This window comes from Brevundimonas subvibrioides, assembly GCF_027271155.1.
Lineage (GTDB): Bacteria > Pseudomonadota > Alphaproteobacteria > Caulobacterales > Caulobacteraceae > Brevundimonas > Brevundimonas subvibrioides_D.
The window spans coordinates 451,304-466,576 of sequence record NZ_CP114542.1; the positions used below are offsets into that span (position 1 = coordinate 451,304).

Below are 15,273 nucleotides of genomic sequence, written 5' to 3' on the forward strand. Positions count from 1 at the left end.
CTCGATCAGGCAGCGGAATCTTCGACCCGTTGCACGCCGACCACGCCGGGCAGCGTCAGCACGGCCTCCGCCCCCTCACCGTCAACCCCGGTCAGGCTGAGCGTGCCGCCCCACTGGCGGGCGAAGGCATGGGCCTGGGCGAGGCCAAGGCCCTGCGCCCCCACGCGGGTGGTGAAGAAGGGCTCCAGCGCGCGCTGGGCGGTCGCCGCGGTCAGCCCCGGCCCGGTATCGCGCACCGACAGGCGCACTTCGCCGTCCAGGGACTCCAGCCGCACCGCGATCGATCCCGCCCCGTCCATGGCCTCGACCGCATTGCGGACCAGCCCCGCCAGCGTCGCATCGAAGGCGACCGGGTCCAGCAGAACGGGTGTTTCCACCCCGGGGGACTCGATCATCAGGTCGATTCCGGGGCCCACGAGTGTCCGCAGCCGGGTCTCGAGCCCGCGCACCAGGACACAGACATCCAGCACCCGCCCCTGGGCGTACTCGCCCGCCGAGAAGGCCGACAGGCGGCGGGTCAGGGCCTCGCCCCTCTGTCCCGCGATCAGCGCGGCCTTGCCCAGGCGACGCACCCGGGCGGGATCGTCTGCGGTCTTCAGCATCATGTCGAGCGCGCTGGTCATCACGGCCAGCAGTGCATTGAAGTCCTGGGCCACGCCGCCGGTCAGGCGACCGACGCTCTCCAGCCGATGCGCCGCCTCGTTACGGTCGGCGATCTCGGCCCGGGCCCGCGCCTCGGCGGCGACGGCCTCCTCGCGCGCGGCCTGCAAGTCCGCCTGAACCTGTTCCAACATGCGGGCCAGCTCCGCCTCCCGCGCGACCGCGGCGGCCTCGGCCGCCCGGGCCAGGGCCACGCCATCGACCTCATCCCCGGCAGGCGGCGTTTCCGCCGCGATGACCGGCACCTCCACCTCGGGGGCGGGGATCGGCGTGCCCGCCAGCAGCAGGGCGTCTGTCGACCCGCCCGTCTCGGACAGCGGCAGGATTTGCCACGACACGCCATGCGCGCCGCCCAGCCGCGATTCGATCGGATCGGCCTCGCCGGGCGTGGTGGCCAGTGCGGCCCGCAGGGTCTGGCGACCTTCCACCCGCTCGGTCTCGTCCAGGAAATGATCGGCGAAGTCCTTGCCGATCACGCCGGCGTCCCGGCCGAACAGGGACAGGGCCATGGGGTTCGCCTCGCGGATCACGCCGTTGGCGGCCACGACCACCAGGGCGCTGGACGCCGCCTCGAACACGCGCCGGGTCAGGTCGTCGGCGTCACGGGCGACGGGCGCGGCCTCGGCCGGCAGGGCCTCGGGCGTCGTCAGCCCTTCGGTCTCGACGATGGCGGCGGTGGAGCCGATGATCTGCCCCAGCGCATCCTCGATCGGCATGGCGGTGACCGAGACCAGCATCTTCCGCCGCGTCGCCGGATTGGCCAGGATGTGCTGGAACCCCTTGACCGTCTGGCCCCGCAGCGCCCGCGCGCTGGGCAGCAGATCCGGCGGCACCGGACGGCCGTCGGGATAGGTGATGCCCCAGGTCGCCGAATGGAACCGCAGCCCGATCAGCTCGGCGTCACGGCGTCCCATCAACTGGTGCGCGGCGCGGTTGGCGAAGACGAACTTGCCCCCGCGATCGGTCTGGACGAGGGCCACGGGGATGGCGTTCAGGGTCTCGTACAGGCGGGTCTCGGCCGCCTCGCGGGCCTTCGAAACGGCATCCAGCTCGTCGGCGGTCGAGACGTGTCGGGTCCTGTGGGTGAAGGCAAAGATCAGGGACGTCACGGCCAGGACGGAGGTCACGGCCGCCAGCAGGCCCAGCACCAATATCCAGTTGACCTCGCCTTCCAGAAACATCCCGCGTCATCCCATTCTGGCACTGAAAAAGCGCCTGTGACGCGAACCTCGCAAGGCCCGGGCCGAACCTGCGGTTAGGCCGGACCCGGCTCCTGGTCCAGTCGCAACTGCGCGATCAATCCCGCAAGCATGCACGAAAAAGGGGACCGATGTCGCCACCGGTCCCCCCGTTTCGTCAGCCTCCGGATCAGAAGCTGAAGCGGACGCCTGCGTCGAAGCGGCGGCCGAACCGCTCCCACTCGATCGTGTACTGGCTTTCGCGCGAATAGCGGCGGCCCGGGGTGTTGGTCAGGTTGGAGGCGTCGAAATAGACCTCCAGATTGTCGTTGACCGCATAGCGGACCGAGGCGTCCATCTCGTCGTCGGTGGCCCAGAAAGTGTTCCCGCCGTCGACGGGGTCGCCGATGGCATCAAGCCACTCTGTGCGCTCGCGATAGTTCACCCGCGCCGACAGGCCGTACTTCTCATAGTATAGACCGATGTTGTAGATCAGGTCCGACGTGTTGGGCAGCGACACCTTGCTGCCGTCAGGTTTTTCGGCTTCGGACTCGTTCAGCGTGACGTTGGTGTTGATCCCGAACCCGCCCATCCAGTCGGGCAGGCCCAGCTGTTCGGTATAGGGTTCCAACTGGAGCTGCAGCGCGCCCTCGATGCCGTAAATATAGCCTTCGCCGCCGTTGATCAGCGTGGTGATGTTGTAGTCGGAGCGGACCTGGCCGCCGAAGTCCAGGGTGTCGGTCCCGACCTGGCGCGTGAAGGAGAACAGGACGTCGTCGACCTTCTTGTAGAAGGCACCCAGCGATACGAAGCCCTGAGGCTGGATGTACCATTCGTAGTAGGCGTCCACGCCGTAGGCACGCTCCGGCGTGGCGTCGGGGTTGCCGCCCGAGATGGTCCTGTTCTGGTCGTTGATCGTCAGGTTGGGCCGCAGCTGGTCGTAGTCGGGGCGCGCCGCTCCCGTCGTGAACGACAGGCGCAGCTTCTGGTCTTCGGTCAGGTCGTAGTTGATGTGCAGGCTGGGATAGACCAGCGTCTGCTCCGTCTGCGTCTCGACCGGCGTGAGGACGGCCGCCCCACCTGTTGGGGGTGTGATCGAGGCGTTGGCACGCCCGGTATTGGTGATCCGCTCCACGCGGGCACCAGCCAGGATCGAGCCCCAGTCATAGCCCAGGCGGACCATGCCATAGGCGGCCGCGACCTCTTCCTCGACGTTGTAGAAGTTGGTGCGGACGGGTTCGTAAGTGGCACCGGCAGCCACCACCCGGTTGATCTGGTCGCGCATCGCCTGGATGTCGAAATAGCGGAAGGTGTAGCCCAGCGGGATCTTGCCCTTGAAGGGGAGGTCCAGCGAGACCGGGACGTAGGTGCGCGAGACGTTGGCCGCCGTGAGGATGGCATTCTCACCCGTGTTCGAGGTGCGCAGCAACAGCTGGCTCTCGTTGGATTCCTTGGTGCGCTGATCGTACTGGCCGCCGAAGGTGAAGGTGGCCTCGGCCCCCATCAGGCTGAACTCGCGGCGGGCGTCGAAGCGGGCGGTATAGGCCTCGGTCTCGTCGATGGCCTTCAACGAGGTCAGCTGCGTCAGGTCGTGCACGAAGTCGTCGATGTTGGTGACGCGGTCGCCCCTGGAATAGAGCGTCGCCGCCCCTGTGCCGGTCACCAGGGTACGATAAAGCTGGATGTTGTGCAGGTCGACGTCGGTGAAGTTGTAGCCGATCGTGACGCGCTGGGCGCGGGCCGACGGGCTCTCATAGCGCGCCTCGCCGACCACCGACCGGTCATCAACAGAACGGGTGAAGTTGGCGCGCCAGTCCAGGTTCCAGCCGCCCAGTTCGTGTTCGCCGCCCAGGGTGGTGGTGAAGATCGACTGTTCATAGGCCCGCAGGGTGGCGCGCTGGTTCAGGTCGATGCCATAGACCGTGCCGACCAGCGAGGTATTGCCGATGCAGGTGTCGGCATAGCCGGTGTTGCTGACGCTGCCGGTCGGCGTCACCGTGCAGGGCGCGGCGGCCGAGCGCGGCGGCACTGAGGCATCCGACTGGCGGTCGTCGGTGTCGAACAGGAAGTTGTCGCGGGCCTCGTCATCCTGGAAGGTCGTAAAGATGGACTCCAGGAAGAGGCGGTTGGTGTCGTTCGGAGCCCAGTCGATCCGGCCGGTGCGCGAATAGTTGGTGCGCGTCAGGCGGTACAGCTTGTTCTCGGTCTCGCGGGCCCACAGCCGGTTTCCGGGCGCAGGCGTGTAGCCGGCACCGCCGGGCTGGACGTCCTGACCGACGGTCTCCCAGTCGATCTCGTAGTTGTCGGTGACCATGTTGCGCTCGTAGTACGAACCCGAGGCCAGGATGCCGATCTCGCCGATGCCGGTGTCGTACCGGTTCGACACGACCAGCTGACCTTCGTATTCGTTGCGATCGCCCAGCTGAACGATGCCCGCGCCCGCCTTGCCCGCCACGCGGAAGCCGGAATAGTCGAAGGCCGAGCGGGTGATGATGTTGATGTTGCCGGCGATGGTCTCGCCGTTCAGGTCCGGCGTCACCGCCTTGTTGACGACGATCTGCGAGGCGATGGCCGAGGGCAGGCTGTCATAGCGGGTGTCGCGGCCCTCGGGGCTGACGATGCCGATCCCGTTGATCGACAGGGTGGTCCAGTTCTTGGGCGCGCCGCGCAGCGAGATGTAGCGGGGCTGGCCCTGGTCGCTCTCGACCGCCGCGCCCGGCACCCGGGCGATGGCCTGGGCCACGTTCTGGTCGGGCAGACGACCGACGGCGTCCGACGCCACCACACTGACCAGGCTGTCGGAGTTGCGCTGGACACTCAGCGCGGCGGCTTCGGATTCCGCGATCGGGCGGCGACCGACGACGACGATCTCGTCGACCTGGTCCGACGGCGCATCCTGTGCGGCGGCCACGCCGGCGAACATGAACGGTGAAACGGCTGCTCCCAGCAGCAGGAAGGATTTGCGCATGATGATATCCCCATGGCGTCCGCATTCCCGGTCCGCCTTGCAAAAGCCGTTAAACGCCGACGGCAAAGCCGGCTTGACGGTTTTGCGACGGGGAAACCGCAGGTTTGCATGGGTTTTCCGAAGATCCATCCTGACCCGGATAAATCCGGATAACGCGGGTTGGCGATCGGCTTGACGCGCCCCGGCAAGGCATGGTCTCGACGTGCGCCGTCCTGTCCGGAGCCTCCCGATGTCCCGTTCGCTGTTCCGCCTGACCTGCCTTCTGGTGCCCCTGGCGCTGTCGGGCTGCGCGACGCACGAGGTCGATTATCGCGGCGAGGGTGACGGTGTCGTCGGCGCGGGTGCCACAGTCCATGCCGTCGTCGAGACGCCGTCCGTCGGCGAACCCGGTCAGGATGCCGCCGATGATCCGGTCATCTGGGCCGGCCCCCGCCCGGTCACAATCATGGGAACCCCGACGCCGGGTATCGTCGTCGGAACGGACAAGAAGGCGGGCCTCTATGCCTACGGTCTCGACGGCGCGATCCTGCAGTTTCTGCCCGAGGGCCTGCTGAACAACGTCGACGCGGTCGAGGGGCTGAGCATCGACGGTCGCCCGCAGCTGTTGCTGGGGGCCAGCGACCGGACACCGGGCAGGACCGGCGTATCGCTGTATCTGTTCGACCCGGCCGGAACGGGCCAGAACGGCATCCGCCCCTGGGGGGCCATCGCCACCGATGTGGTCGAACCCTACGGCTTCTGTTTCGCGCGCATCGGCACCGAGGTCCACGCCATCCTGGTCGGCCACGAGGGCGAGGTGCGCCAGTTCGTGGTGACCGCCGACGCCCGGGGACGCCCGGTCTCGCGCGAGGTGCGCCGGTTCGAAATCGGCTCGATCTCCGAAGGCTGCGCGGCCGACCCCGCCACCGACTCCCTGTATCTGGCCGAGGAAAATGTCGGCGTGTGGCGTTACGGCCTCGGTGCGACCTCGGGCGATGCCCGCACCCTTATCCAGCCGATCGCGCCCGGCATTCTGGTCGCCGACGCCGAGGGCCTGACCACGATCACCGATGGCGACGCACGCTATCTGATCGGGTCCAGTCAGGGGGATTCGACCTTCCCCGTCTGGCGCATCGACGGCGCCGCCCCGGCCTGGGTCGGGCGGTTCGTGGTCCGGGACGGCACGATCGACGGCGTCACCGGCACGGACGGTCTGGCGGCCTGGAGTGGAGCCATCGGTCCCTTCCCCCATGGCCTCGTCGTGGTCCAGGACGACGTCAATGACGTCGGCAACCAGAACTTCAAATATATCGACTGGCGCGACATCAAGGCGGCGCTCGCCATCGATTGATCCGGCGCGCCCGGCCGCTAGTCTGCCCGGATGCAGGATCAGAACGGCCCCGGCGATTCGGACGATGACGGCGGCGGTTTCGACGCCGACGACTGGTCGCGCCTGGTGCCCTTCACCGGCCGCGTCGCCACGCTGGACGATGTCCAGACCCGGCGCGCGGTCTTCGCGCTGGGCGACAGCCAGGACCCTTCGGTCCTCGACATGGACCTGCCCCAGCCGGTGATCTGGTGGGACGAAGACGGCGAACAGGGCGCGGTCGCGGTCCAGGCCGAGGTCCACGCCGGGGCCTTCGGCGAACCGATGGAAGTCCTCGGCCTGATCCTGCCCGACGGCGACGCCGTGGTCGCCCTGCTGGACGACGTCGACCTCGTCGATGACACCGACCCGCACTGGCGCCGACTGGTGGACGAGGCGATCGATCCGGACGCGGCAGGAGAGGACTGAACGTTCCCTTGTGCGCCCTTGTCATCCCGGAAATCGCGCCAGCGATGATCCGGGACGACACAATGCCTTTTCGACGCTCCCGGAAGACGCGGAGCGGCTATCCGGGATGTTCAATCTCTGCGATCCAGCGTCCCGGCGCTCCGCTTCGCTTCGGCCGGGATGACAAGAACCAGGCCCAGAAATGAAAAAACCCGGTCTCGCGACCGGGCCTCTTCAATCGACTGGAGCGGGCGAAGAGATTCGAACTCTCGACCCCAACCTTGGCAAGGTTGTGCTCTACCACTGAGCTACGCCCGCACTTCAGCCGGAGGCGGGCCTATAGCGGAGAGGCCGGACCTCTCGCAAGACCCAACCCGCACAATTCCTCGCGCTCAAGCAGCGAGCGACCGTGTCGCGAGCGTAGCGCGGCGCGAAGCGCATCCGCGCGTCAGCGCGGCGCCATGCGAATTGCTCCATCAAGCCTTACGCATTCGCCGTTGATGTAGACGTTGCGGGCCAGCTCCAGCACCAGCGACGCATAGTCCGACGGCTTGCCGAGGCGGCTGGGGAAGGGGATCTGGGCGGCCAGGGCGTCCTGGATCTTCTGGTCCATGCCGGCCATCATCGGCGTCCACATGATGCCGGGCAGGATGGTGTTCACCCGGATGCCTTCCTGCGCCAGGTCGCGGGCGATCGGCAGGGTCATGGCATAGACGCCGCCCTTGGACGCCGAATAGGCCGCCTGGCCGACCTGTCCGTCCTGGGCCGCGACCGAGGCGGTGTTGACGATCAGGCCGCGCTCGCCGTCCTCCATCTTGTCCAGGGTGACCATGCCCAGGGCCGACTGGCTCAGCACCCGGAAGGTGCCGAACAGATTGACCCGCACGGTGCGCTCGAAGCTGGCCATGTCGTGGGCGCGGACTTCGCCCGTGTCCTTCTTGCGCGACACCGTCTTCTGGCCGGTGGCGATGCCGGCGCAGTTGACCAGCAGCCGCTCCTGACCGTTCGCGGCCCGAGCCTTGTCGAAGGCGGCCGCCACAGAGGCGTCGTCGGTCACGTCTACCGCGCAGAAGACGCCACCGATCTCGGCGGCGATGGCTTCGCCCCGCTCGGCATTCAGGTCGAACAGGGCGACCCTGGCCCCCGTCGCCGCGATGGCCCGCGCCGTGCCCTCGCCCAGGCCGCTGGCCCCACCGGTGACCACCGCGGCGATGCTGCTGTCGAGTTTCATGGCGTTCGTCCCTATATTCCGTTGAACTCTGGAAAATCGGGGGGATTTAGCCGCCATGACCACAAACGCCAAACCGGCATCGGGCCCGATCTCGCCCGAAGACGCCATCGATCCCTCCAGGGCCCTGCTGCCGGCCGTGCAGCGCGTCAACGAGGTGCGGGTCAGGGCGGGTTTCTGGCCCAAGGTCGGGCGCGTCGCCGCCCGCATCCCCTTCGCCAACCAGATGATCAGCGTCTATTACGCCGCCCGCGACCCGGAGACGCCGCTGGCCGCCAAGGGCGTGATGATGGGGGCGCTGGCCTATTTCGTCCTGCCGCTGGACGCCATTCCCGACATTCTGGCGGGGATCGGCTTCACCGACGATGCCGCCGTCATCACCGCCGTGATCGCCACCCTGGGGGCCAATATCCGCAAACGCCACCGCGAGGCCGCCGAGCGGGCCCTGGAGCGGCTGCGGCGTTGATCCTCCCCCGCCGGGGCAGGATCAGTAACGCCGGTCACCCTCCCGCGACTGCGGCCCCAGCGCGGTGTTGGACCTCAGCCACCCGACGATCGACAACCGGTCCCTGGCGGCGAAAGACGCCACCTGCGTCACCGCATGGCGGGTGGGCACGACGAACAGGTTCAGCGCATTGAACGCCGGCACCCAGCCATGCTCGATATGGCCGTCCTCGCCATAGAAGACCAGGTTCCCGCCCCAGTCGGCCCGCCAGTCGCGGCTGAAGTTCAGCACATAGCCGTACAGCCGGTTCTTGCCCGGCGAGACGTCGTTGTGACTGGTCAGGACATGGCCGGGCCGATAGCGCGAGGCCTGGGCGTCGGCCAGATCGATCCGGTCGTCTCCGGTGACGGTGCGGACGAAGGCGATGAAGGTCTCGCTGTTCAGCCAGTCCAGAACCGCATCGGCCGCGTCGCCCCGGGTCACCTCCAGCTCGCGCTCGGCGGTCAGGCGACGGGTGTCGAAGATGTATTGCGTCAGGGGGCTGGAGCCGTCCACGGCCGCCTCGTCCAGCCAGGCCTGCTTGGCGGGGTCCTCTGCGACGCGCCCGTCCAGCGGCAGTTCGAGATAGGTGCCGCCCGCCGCCACCGTCGTCTTCCAGCGTCGTTCGGCCGCCAGCACCGCCTCGATCGCATCGGCGGCCTCTGTCACCAGGATGCCGGGGATATGCAGCCTCTGCCCGCCCGCCTGAAAGGCCCGGGCCAGTGCGGTGGCGTCCAGTCCGGGCGACAGGCGCAGCGACGTCATCGGTCGTCCCCCGGCGGCGGGGTCGTCCGCCACCAGCCGGTGATCGAATAGCGCGGCAGGCCCGCGAACGGGGCCACCATCGACACCGCATGGCTCTGCGGCACCCTGAACACGTTCAGCGTCCCCGCACCGGGCAGGAAGGTCTCGCTGACCTCGCCATTCTCCAGGAACATCAGCAGCCCGCCCCACTCCGCCCGCCAGTCCGGCGACAGGTTCAGCACATAGGCATACAGCCGCCCGGCATCGACATGCTCGTCGGTGTGCCGGTTCAGGAAATGGCCGGGCAGATACCGCGTCGCCTGGGCGTCGACATAGGCGATCCGGTCGTCTCCGGTCAGCGTCCGCGCGAACTCCAGAAACGGCCCGGTGTTGAACCAGGCATGCAGGTCATACAGTGCCTGCGGGATCGCCAGACCCAGGCTTCGCGCCTGACCCAGTCTCAGCCGGTCGAACAGGAACTGGAAGCCCTCCGTAGCCTCTTCGTGCGCCAGGGCGATCAGCCGGGCCTGTTCGTGCAGGGGCTCGGCCTCGAACATCGCGACGGGGACGTCGGCGTTGTAGGGATTGTGCATGGCCCGCATCCAGACCATCGCCGGATCGGTCACCGCCTCATGGAGGCCCCCGACGCCGGCCTGAAACAGGCCGGGAAGGCGCACGCGCGAGCGCGCGGCCAGTCGCTCCCGCGCCGCGGCCATATCCAGACGGGGCGACAGCACGGTCACGATTCCACGGTCACCACGATCTTGCCCATGGCAGTGCGGTCCGACAGCGCCTGGATCGCCTCGTGCGCGCGCTCCAGCGGGAAGGTGCGCGACACCCGCGGCTTGATCCTGCCTTCGGACCAGAACCGCATCAGGTCGGCCATATTGGCCGCGTGCCCGGCCGGATCGCGCGCGACGGCCGCGCCCCAGAACACCCCGATCACCGACACCGATTTCAACAGGGTCAGGTTCAGCGGAAACGACGGGATCCCTGCCGGAAAGCCGACGACCAGATAGCGCCCGTTCCAGTCCATCGACCGCAATGCCGGTTCGGCATAGTCGCCGCCGACCGCGTCATAGACGACGTCGGGCCCGTCGCGGCCCGAGGCCAGCTTCAGCTCGCCCGACAGTTCCTTCTGCGCGGCCTTGTCCATCGCTCCTGACGGATAGATCAGCCCGTTGTCGGCCCCCAGGTCGAGGGCGAACTGGACCTTGTCGTTGGTCGAGGCGGCGGCCGTCACCAGGGCCCCCATGGCCTTGCCCAGCTCGACCGCGGCGGCCCCCACGCCCCCGGCCGCGCCCAGCACCAGCAGACGCTCGCCCGGCTGCAGCTTCGCCCGGTCCTTCAGCGCGTAATAGGAGGTGCCATAGGTCAGGACCAGGCCCGCCGCCTCCTCGAACGACATGGTGTCCGGCATCCGGATCAGGCTGTCGGCCCGGACAGCGATCCGCTCGACCAGGCCGCCCCAGCCCGGCACGGCGATGACCCGGTCGCCCTTGAACACGCCCTTGACGCCCTCGCCGACGGCCTCGACCACACCCGCGACCTCGCCGCCGGGCGAGAAGGGACGTTCGGGACGGAACTGGTATTTGTCCTCGATGATCAGTGTGTCGGGGAAGTTGATGCCGACCGCCTTGACCTCGATCACCACCTCGCCCGCCTTGGGCGTGGGATCGAGAACCTCCTCCACGACGAGGGACGAAGGACCACCGACGGTCTTGGACAGGACTGCGCGCATTCTTGGGTCTCGTTTGGCTTGGCGGGACCGATGCGCGTTCGCGCGACTTCGGGCCCGCCTGTCAGGATGGTTCTTGGCGTCGCGTGAGGCTAAAGAGCGCCACGCCCGATTGAAAGAGGCGACCGTATCAGGAGACGCCCATGCCCGGACCCGCCCTCATCCTGCACGGTGGTGCCGGGGCCCGTCAGGGACGCGACTACGGTGCCGAGACCGCCCATATGCGACAGGTCGTCCAGGCCATGGCCGTTCGGCTGGCGGCCGGCGCGGCGGCGCTGGACGTCGTGGTCGAGGCGATCGTGAGGCTGGAGGATTCGGGCCTTTACGTCGCCGGCCGCGGGGCCTCGCCCAACCTGGCAGGGGAATACGAGCTGGACGCCAGCCTGATGGACGGCCCGACCCGCCGCGCCGGGGCCGTCGCCGCCTTTCAGGGCTATCGCAACCCGGTCCGGGCCGCGCGCGCGGTCATGGACCACAGCCCCCACGTCCTGCTGGCCGGGTCGGGAGCCTCTGCCTTCGCCGCCGAACAGGGGCTGGACCCCATCGACGACCCCGACACCTGGTTCACCCGGGCCGGACAGGGCGAGGACAACCATCCTCCCGGCCAGGGTCGGACCGGCGCCCTGGCCCACGGCACGGTCGGCTGCTGCGTGCTGGACAGCGAGGGTCGTCTGGCGGCGGGCACCTCGACCGGCGGCGTGTTCGGCAAGCTGCCGGGACGGGTCGGAGACACGCCCATCCCCGGCGCGGGCGTCTGGGCGACCGACCGGGTCGCGGTCTCCTGCACGGGCCAGGGCGAGTATTTCATCCGCACCAACGCTGCCGCCGGCGTCGACTGGCGCGTCGCATCGGGCCAGTCCCTGGCCGAGGCCACGGCTGCGACCATCGCCGAAATCGGCACCCTGGGCGGCGACGGCGGACTGATCGCGCTGGACGCCGAAGGCCACCGCGCCGACCCCTTCAACAGCCAGGGCATGAAGCGCGCCTGGCTGACGCCGGACGGCGAGGTGGGCGTGGATGTGTTCGGCAAATAGCGCGCGATCTGCCCTCCCCTGGGGGGTGAGGAGACGGCTTGTGTCCGCTCCGCCGCCCCGAGTTGTCCGCGCTCGCCCCGAATTCCCCAACCCATTCAGCACCCATCGTGATTAATGGGCCCGCGAGCGCGCCTGCATCCCGAACCCGTCTATCCTTCTTGCGTCCCGTCGCGAGGGGAAGGCGTCCTGGGCCCAGGACCCGGACGCGCGGCGGGGCGCGATCGAGCGGGACTGTCCATGGGCGCAAAACCGTGGAGCCCGGAGGGCCCTGTCACCCTCCGCCCGTCGCGGGCTTAGTCCGGAAAGGGTCTAACGGCGCAAAGCGCAGGGGACTGAAGACCCCCGGCAGGCCGAGGATGCCCGTCCCCGGACGCTCGCGTGAACCGGTCGCGGCGGAGCCCCGGGCGCAAGCCGAAAACACACACACGCTCCCTACGGCGAAAGCACGGGGGCACATCGGTTCCGGGCGACCGCTCGGGCTCCACCGTCTTCCCCGACCCGTTCACAGCGGAAGAGCGATGACGCATGGGCGATGATCCGCCCACATTACACCGCTGTAACTTACACGGCTCGCCAGCCCTGATACGGTCGTTCCGCATTCCTCCGGAGCCCGCTCATGAAGTCCCGCCTGCTGTCGGCCGTCGCCGCCCTCGCCCTGCTGTCCGCCGCGCCCGTGATGGCCCAGGCGCCCGCCGCCCCGCCCGCCAGTGTCGAGGTGCCGCCGCTGGGCTTCGTCAAGCGCACCCTGCCCAACGGCATGGACGTCTATACCGCGCGCGACACCTCGACCTCGAACGTGACGGTCCAGGTCTGGTACCGCGTCGGCTCCAAGGACGACCCCCAGGCCCGCTCCGGCTTCGCCCACCTGTTCGAACACCTGATGTTCAAGGCGACCAAGGATTTTCCCGACGAGACCTTCGACCGCCTGACCGAGGACGTGGGCGGCAATAACAACGCCTTCACCTCGGACGACGTCACCGCCTATCACGAGACCATTCCCGCCAATCACCTCGAGCGCCTGATCTTCGCCGAGGCCAGCCGTCTGGGCTCGCTGGTGGTCAATGAGGATGTGTTCGAGAGCGAGCGCGACGTCGTCAAGGAGGAGTACCGTCAGGGTGTCCTGGCCCAGCCCTACGGTCGCCTGTTCAGCCTGTTCGTGCCGGCCACCATCTATCAGGACAGCCCCTATCGCCGCTCGACCATCGGCTCGATCGAGGATCTGGATGCCGCGACGATCGAGGACGTGCGCCGCTTCCACGCCACCTACTACCGGCCGGACAACGCCTTCCTGATCGTGGCCGGAAACTTCGACCAGGCACAGCTGGACGGCTGGATCGACCGGTATCTGGCCCCCATCCCCAACCCGAACCGCCCGCTGCCGGCCAACAATGTGGTGGAGCCCGAGCCGACCGGCCCGCGCGAGGTCACCTTCCACGCCCCGAACGTGGCCCTGCCGGCCGTGGTCCTGGCCTGGCCGACCGTGGCCTACCGCGACGCCGACCGCATTCCCCTGACCGTGCTGGACGGTATCCTGTCCACGGGCGAAAGCTCGCGCCTGTACCGCTCGCTGGTCTATGAGCAGCAGCTGGCCGCCCAGGCCTCCTCCAGTCCCGACTTCGCCCAGCAGGCCGGCTATCTGGCCGCCTTTGCCATCATGGCCGGGGGCAAGACGCCCGACGAAGGCATCGCCGCCCTGCGCGCCGAGGTCGCCCGTTTCCGCGACGAACCGGTCACCGACGCCGAGCTGGCCGAGGCCAAGAACGAGCTGGTGGCCGATGCGCTCCGCAGCCGCGAGACCATCGACGACCGCGCCAACGTCCTCGGCTTCGCCCTGATCCAGACCAATGACGCCACCGTCGCCGACCGCGAGATCGCCGAGATCCAGGCCGTCACCGCCGCCGACATCCAGCGCGTCGCCCGCCGCTACCTGACCGACCAGCGCGGCGTCACGATCCGCTATCTGAACGCCGACGACGCCAATCCGGTCACGGAACAGGTCACCGACGTCACCGCCCCGGTCCAGATCGCCGACCTCGCCCCCGTCGGCGAGGTTCTGACCCTGCTGCCGGAAGCCGAGCGCGCGCCCCTGCCGGAGATCGCGGCCGCGGTCTCGCCGACCACCCCGCCGGTCGCCGACTTCCGCCTCGACAACGGCCTGCGCGTGCTGGTGGTCGAAAAGGAAGGCCTGCCGCTGGTCTCGGCACGTCTCGGCTTCGACGCCGGTCAGGCGGACGAGGCGCCGGGCAAGGCGGGTGTCGCCTCCATGACCGCCGCCCTGCTGACCCAGGGCACCACGACCCGCACCGCTCCGGAAATCGCCACCGAGATCGAACAGCTGGGAGCCTCGGTCGGCGCGGGCGCGGGTGCGGACTTCTCGAACGTCTATGCCAATGCGCCCGCCAACGTCTTCCCCCGGGCCGTCGCCCTGATGGCCGACCTGGTCCGCAATCCGACCTTCGCCGAGGAGGAACTGGACCGTCAGCGGACCCAGACGCTCGACGCCCTGCGCATCGCCCTGACCACGCCCGGACAGGTCGCGGCCCAGGCCGCCGCCCGCGTCGTCTACGGCGAGGCACCCTATGGCGCGCCGGCCTCGGGCACCCTGACGACCCTGCCCGCCATCACCCGAGCCGACGTCGCCGCCTTCCACGCCGCCCGCTATCGTCCGTCCGGGGCGACCCTGGTCCTCTCCGGCGATATCGACGAGGCCGAGGCCCGCGCCCTCGCCCAGTCGGCCTTCGGTGACTGGACCGCGCCTGCGACGGTGGCACCGGCCGCGACCGCCCCGGCCGGTGAGCCCCGCCCCACCCGCATCGTGGTCATCGACCAGCCCGGGGCCGGTCAGGCCGCCGTCACCGTGGCCCTGCGCGGGGTGTCGCGCACCGACGCCGACTATTTCCCCCTGACGCTGGGCAACACCCTGCTGGGTGGCAGCTTCACCTCGCGCCTGAATCAGGAAATCCGCATCAAGCGCGGCCTGAGCTACGGCACGCGGTCCGGGCTGGGCGTGCGTCGCGACGACGGCCTGTTCACCGCCAGCGCCCAGACCCGCAATGACGCCGCCGCCGAGGTCGCCGACCTGATCCTGGCCGAGGTCACCCGCCTGTCCACGACCCGGCCGACCGCTTCGGAGATCACCACCCGTCAGGCCATCCTGACCGGGGCCTTCGGCAGTTCGCTGGAAACCGTGGACGGCCTGGGCGGACTGGTCGCGAACCTGGCCCTCTACGACCTGCCGATGAGCGAGCTGGCCGCCTATGTCGGCAACGTCGAGGCCGTGGACGGGGCGGCGGTTCAGGCCGCCTTCGCCGAACACCTGCCCGTCGACCGGGCCAGTCTGGTGATCGTCGGCGATGCGGCTCAGTTCATCGACGCCCTGCGTGCCAGACACCCCGACGTCGAGGTCATCCCCCTGTCCGACCTCAATCTGGACAGCGCCGCGCTGAAATAGCCCCGGCCACGCGACAACCGGATCACCGTCCCGAT

11 protein-coding genes and 1 tRNA gene are annotated in these 15,273 nt (G+C 68.9%); 5 read left to right on the top strand and 7 right to left on the bottom strand.

Going from position 1 to position 15,273, the window contains the following annotated elements; all coding sequences use genetic code 11:
* Nucleotides 1–5: 5 nt before the first annotated feature.
* On the bottom strand, nucleotides 6–1,841 hold the full coding sequence (locus tag O3139_RS02275; protein ID WP_269515289.1) for a PAS domain-containing sensor histidine kinase: 1,836 nt from the start codon (nucleotides 1,839–1,841) through the stop codon (nucleotides 6–8).
* Nucleotides 1,842–2,028: 187 nt separating this feature from the next.
* A complete protein-coding gene (locus O3139_RS02280) occupies nucleotides 2,029–4,806 on the bottom strand; it encodes a TonB-dependent receptor (RefSeq protein ID WP_269515290.1) in 2,778 nt (925 codons plus the stop codon).
* A gap of 229 nt (nucleotides 4,807–5,035) precedes the next feature.
* Between O3139_RS02280 and O3139_RS02285 the strand changes: the two genes are divergently transcribed.
* The gene (locus O3139_RS02285; RefSeq protein WP_269515291.1) at nucleotides 5,036–6,136 is read left to right on the top strand and encodes a phytase; all 1,101 of its coding nucleotides are present in this window, start codon (nucleotides 5,036–5,038) and stop codon (nucleotides 6,134–6,136) included.
* 30 nt (nucleotides 6,137–6,166) lie between these two features.
* On the top strand, nucleotides 6,167–6,580 hold the full coding sequence (locus O3139_RS02290; protein WP_269515292.1) for a hypothetical protein: 414 nt from the start codon (nucleotides 6,167–6,169) through the stop codon (nucleotides 6,578–6,580).
* Between the two features lie 222 nt (nucleotides 6,581–6,802).
* On the opposite strand, the gene O3139_RS02295 is transcribed toward O3139_RS02290, so the two are convergent.
* Both O3139_RS02295 and O3139_RS02300 read right to left on the bottom strand, forming a co-directional pair.
* Nucleotides 6,803–6,877: transfer RNA gene (locus O3139_RS02295), tRNA-Gly, on the bottom strand.
* Between the two features lie 130 nt (nucleotides 6,878–7,007).
* Nucleotides 7,008–7,790, bottom strand: coding sequence for an SDR family NAD(P)-dependent oxidoreductase (locus O3139_RS02300; RefSeq protein ID WP_269515293.1), 783 nt, complete (start codon nucleotides 7,788–7,790; stop codon nucleotides 7,008–7,010).
* Between the two features lie 55 nt (nucleotides 7,791–7,845).
* Here O3139_RS02300 and O3139_RS02305 point away from each other — a divergent pair, with 55 nt between their 5' ends.
* Nucleotides 7,846–8,253, top strand: coding sequence for a YkvA family protein (locus O3139_RS02305; RefSeq protein ID WP_269515294.1), 408 nt, complete (start codon nucleotides 7,846–7,848; stop codon nucleotides 8,251–8,253).
* A 21-nt stretch (nucleotides 8,254–8,274) separates the two neighbouring features.
* On the opposite strand, the gene O3139_RS02310 is transcribed toward O3139_RS02305, so the two are convergent.
* From O3139_RS02310 to O3139_RS02320, 3 genes are read right to left on the bottom strand one after another with little or no spacing between them, the layout of a single operon-like run.
* Nucleotides 8,275–9,036 (bottom strand): 2OG-Fe(II) oxygenase, encoded by a 762-nt coding sequence (locus tag O3139_RS02310; protein WP_269515295.1) that lies wholly within the window; start codon nucleotides 9,034–9,036, stop codon nucleotides 8,275–8,277.
* Nucleotides 9,033–9,758: a 2OG-Fe(II) oxygenase gene (locus O3139_RS02315; protein ID WP_269515296.1), complete on the bottom strand. Its 726-nt coding sequence runs from the start codon at nucleotides 9,756–9,758 to the stop codon at nucleotides 9,033–9,035. Before O3139_RS02315 ends, O3139_RS02310 begins: the two co-directional genes overlap by 4 nt.
* Nucleotides 9,755–10,756, bottom strand: coding sequence for an NADPH:quinone oxidoreductase family protein (locus O3139_RS02320; protein WP_269515297.1), 1,002 nt, complete (start codon nucleotides 10,754–10,756; stop codon nucleotides 9,755–9,757). The genes O3139_RS02315 and O3139_RS02320 overlap by 4 nt, the downstream gene beginning before the upstream one ends.
* Nucleotides 10,757–10,896: 140 nt before the next feature.
* On the opposite strand from O3139_RS02320, the gene O3139_RS02325 reads away from it, so the two are divergent.
* Entirely contained in the window at nucleotides 10,897–11,787 is an 891-nt protein-coding gene (locus tag O3139_RS02325) for an isoaspartyl peptidase/L-asparaginase family protein (RefSeq protein WP_269515298.1), read from the top strand.
* Between the two features lie 616 nt (nucleotides 11,788–12,403).
* A complete protein-coding gene (locus tag O3139_RS02330) occupies nucleotides 12,404–15,238 on the top strand; it encodes a M16 family metallopeptidase (RefSeq protein ID WP_269515299.1) in 2,835 nt (944 codons plus the stop codon).
* Nucleotides 15,239–15,273: the final 35 nt, after the last annotated feature.

What these genes read in the sequence shown, in the direction of transcription:
- O3139_RS02290 (WP_269515292.1), top strand. Translation starts at nt 6,167, where the DNA reads ATGCAGGATCAGAACGGCCCCGGCGATTCGGACGATGACGGCGGCGGT.
- O3139_RS02330 (WP_269515299.1), top strand. Translation starts at nt 12,404, where the DNA reads ATGAAGTCCCGCCTGCTGTCGGCCGTCGCCGCCCTCGCCCTGCTGTCC.
- O3139_RS02285 (WP_269515291.1), top strand. Translation starts at nt 5,036, where the DNA reads ATGTCCCGTTCGCTGTTCCGCCTGACCTGCCTTCTGGTGCCCCTGGCG.
- O3139_RS02275 (WP_269515289.1), bottom strand. Translation starts at nt 1,841, where the DNA reads ATGTTTCTGGAAGGCGAGGTCAACTGGATATTGGTGCTGGGCCTGCTG.
- O3139_RS02305 (WP_269515294.1), top strand. Translation starts at nt 7,846, where the DNA reads ATGACCACAAACGCCAAACCGGCATCGGGCCCGATCTCGCCCGAAGAC.
- O3139_RS02280 (WP_269515290.1), bottom strand. Translation starts at nt 4,806, where the DNA reads ATGCGCAAATCCTTCCTGCTGCTGGGAGCAGCCGTTTCACCGTTCATG.
- O3139_RS02300 (WP_269515293.1), bottom strand. Translation starts at nt 7,790, where the DNA reads ATGAAACTCGACAGCAGCATCGCCGCGGTGGTCACCGGTGGGGCCAGC.
- O3139_RS02325 (WP_269515298.1), top strand. Translation starts at nt 10,897, where the DNA reads ATGCCCGGACCCGCCCTCATCCTGCACGGTGGTGCCGGGGCCCGTCAG.
- O3139_RS02310 (WP_269515295.1), bottom strand. Translation starts at nt 9,036, where the DNA reads ATGACGTCGCTGCGCCTGTCGCCCGGACTGGACGCCACCGCACTGGCC.
- O3139_RS02320 (WP_269515297.1), bottom strand. Translation starts at nt 10,756, where the DNA reads ATGCGCGCAGTCCTGTCCAAGACCGTCGGTGGTCCTTCGTCCCTCGTC.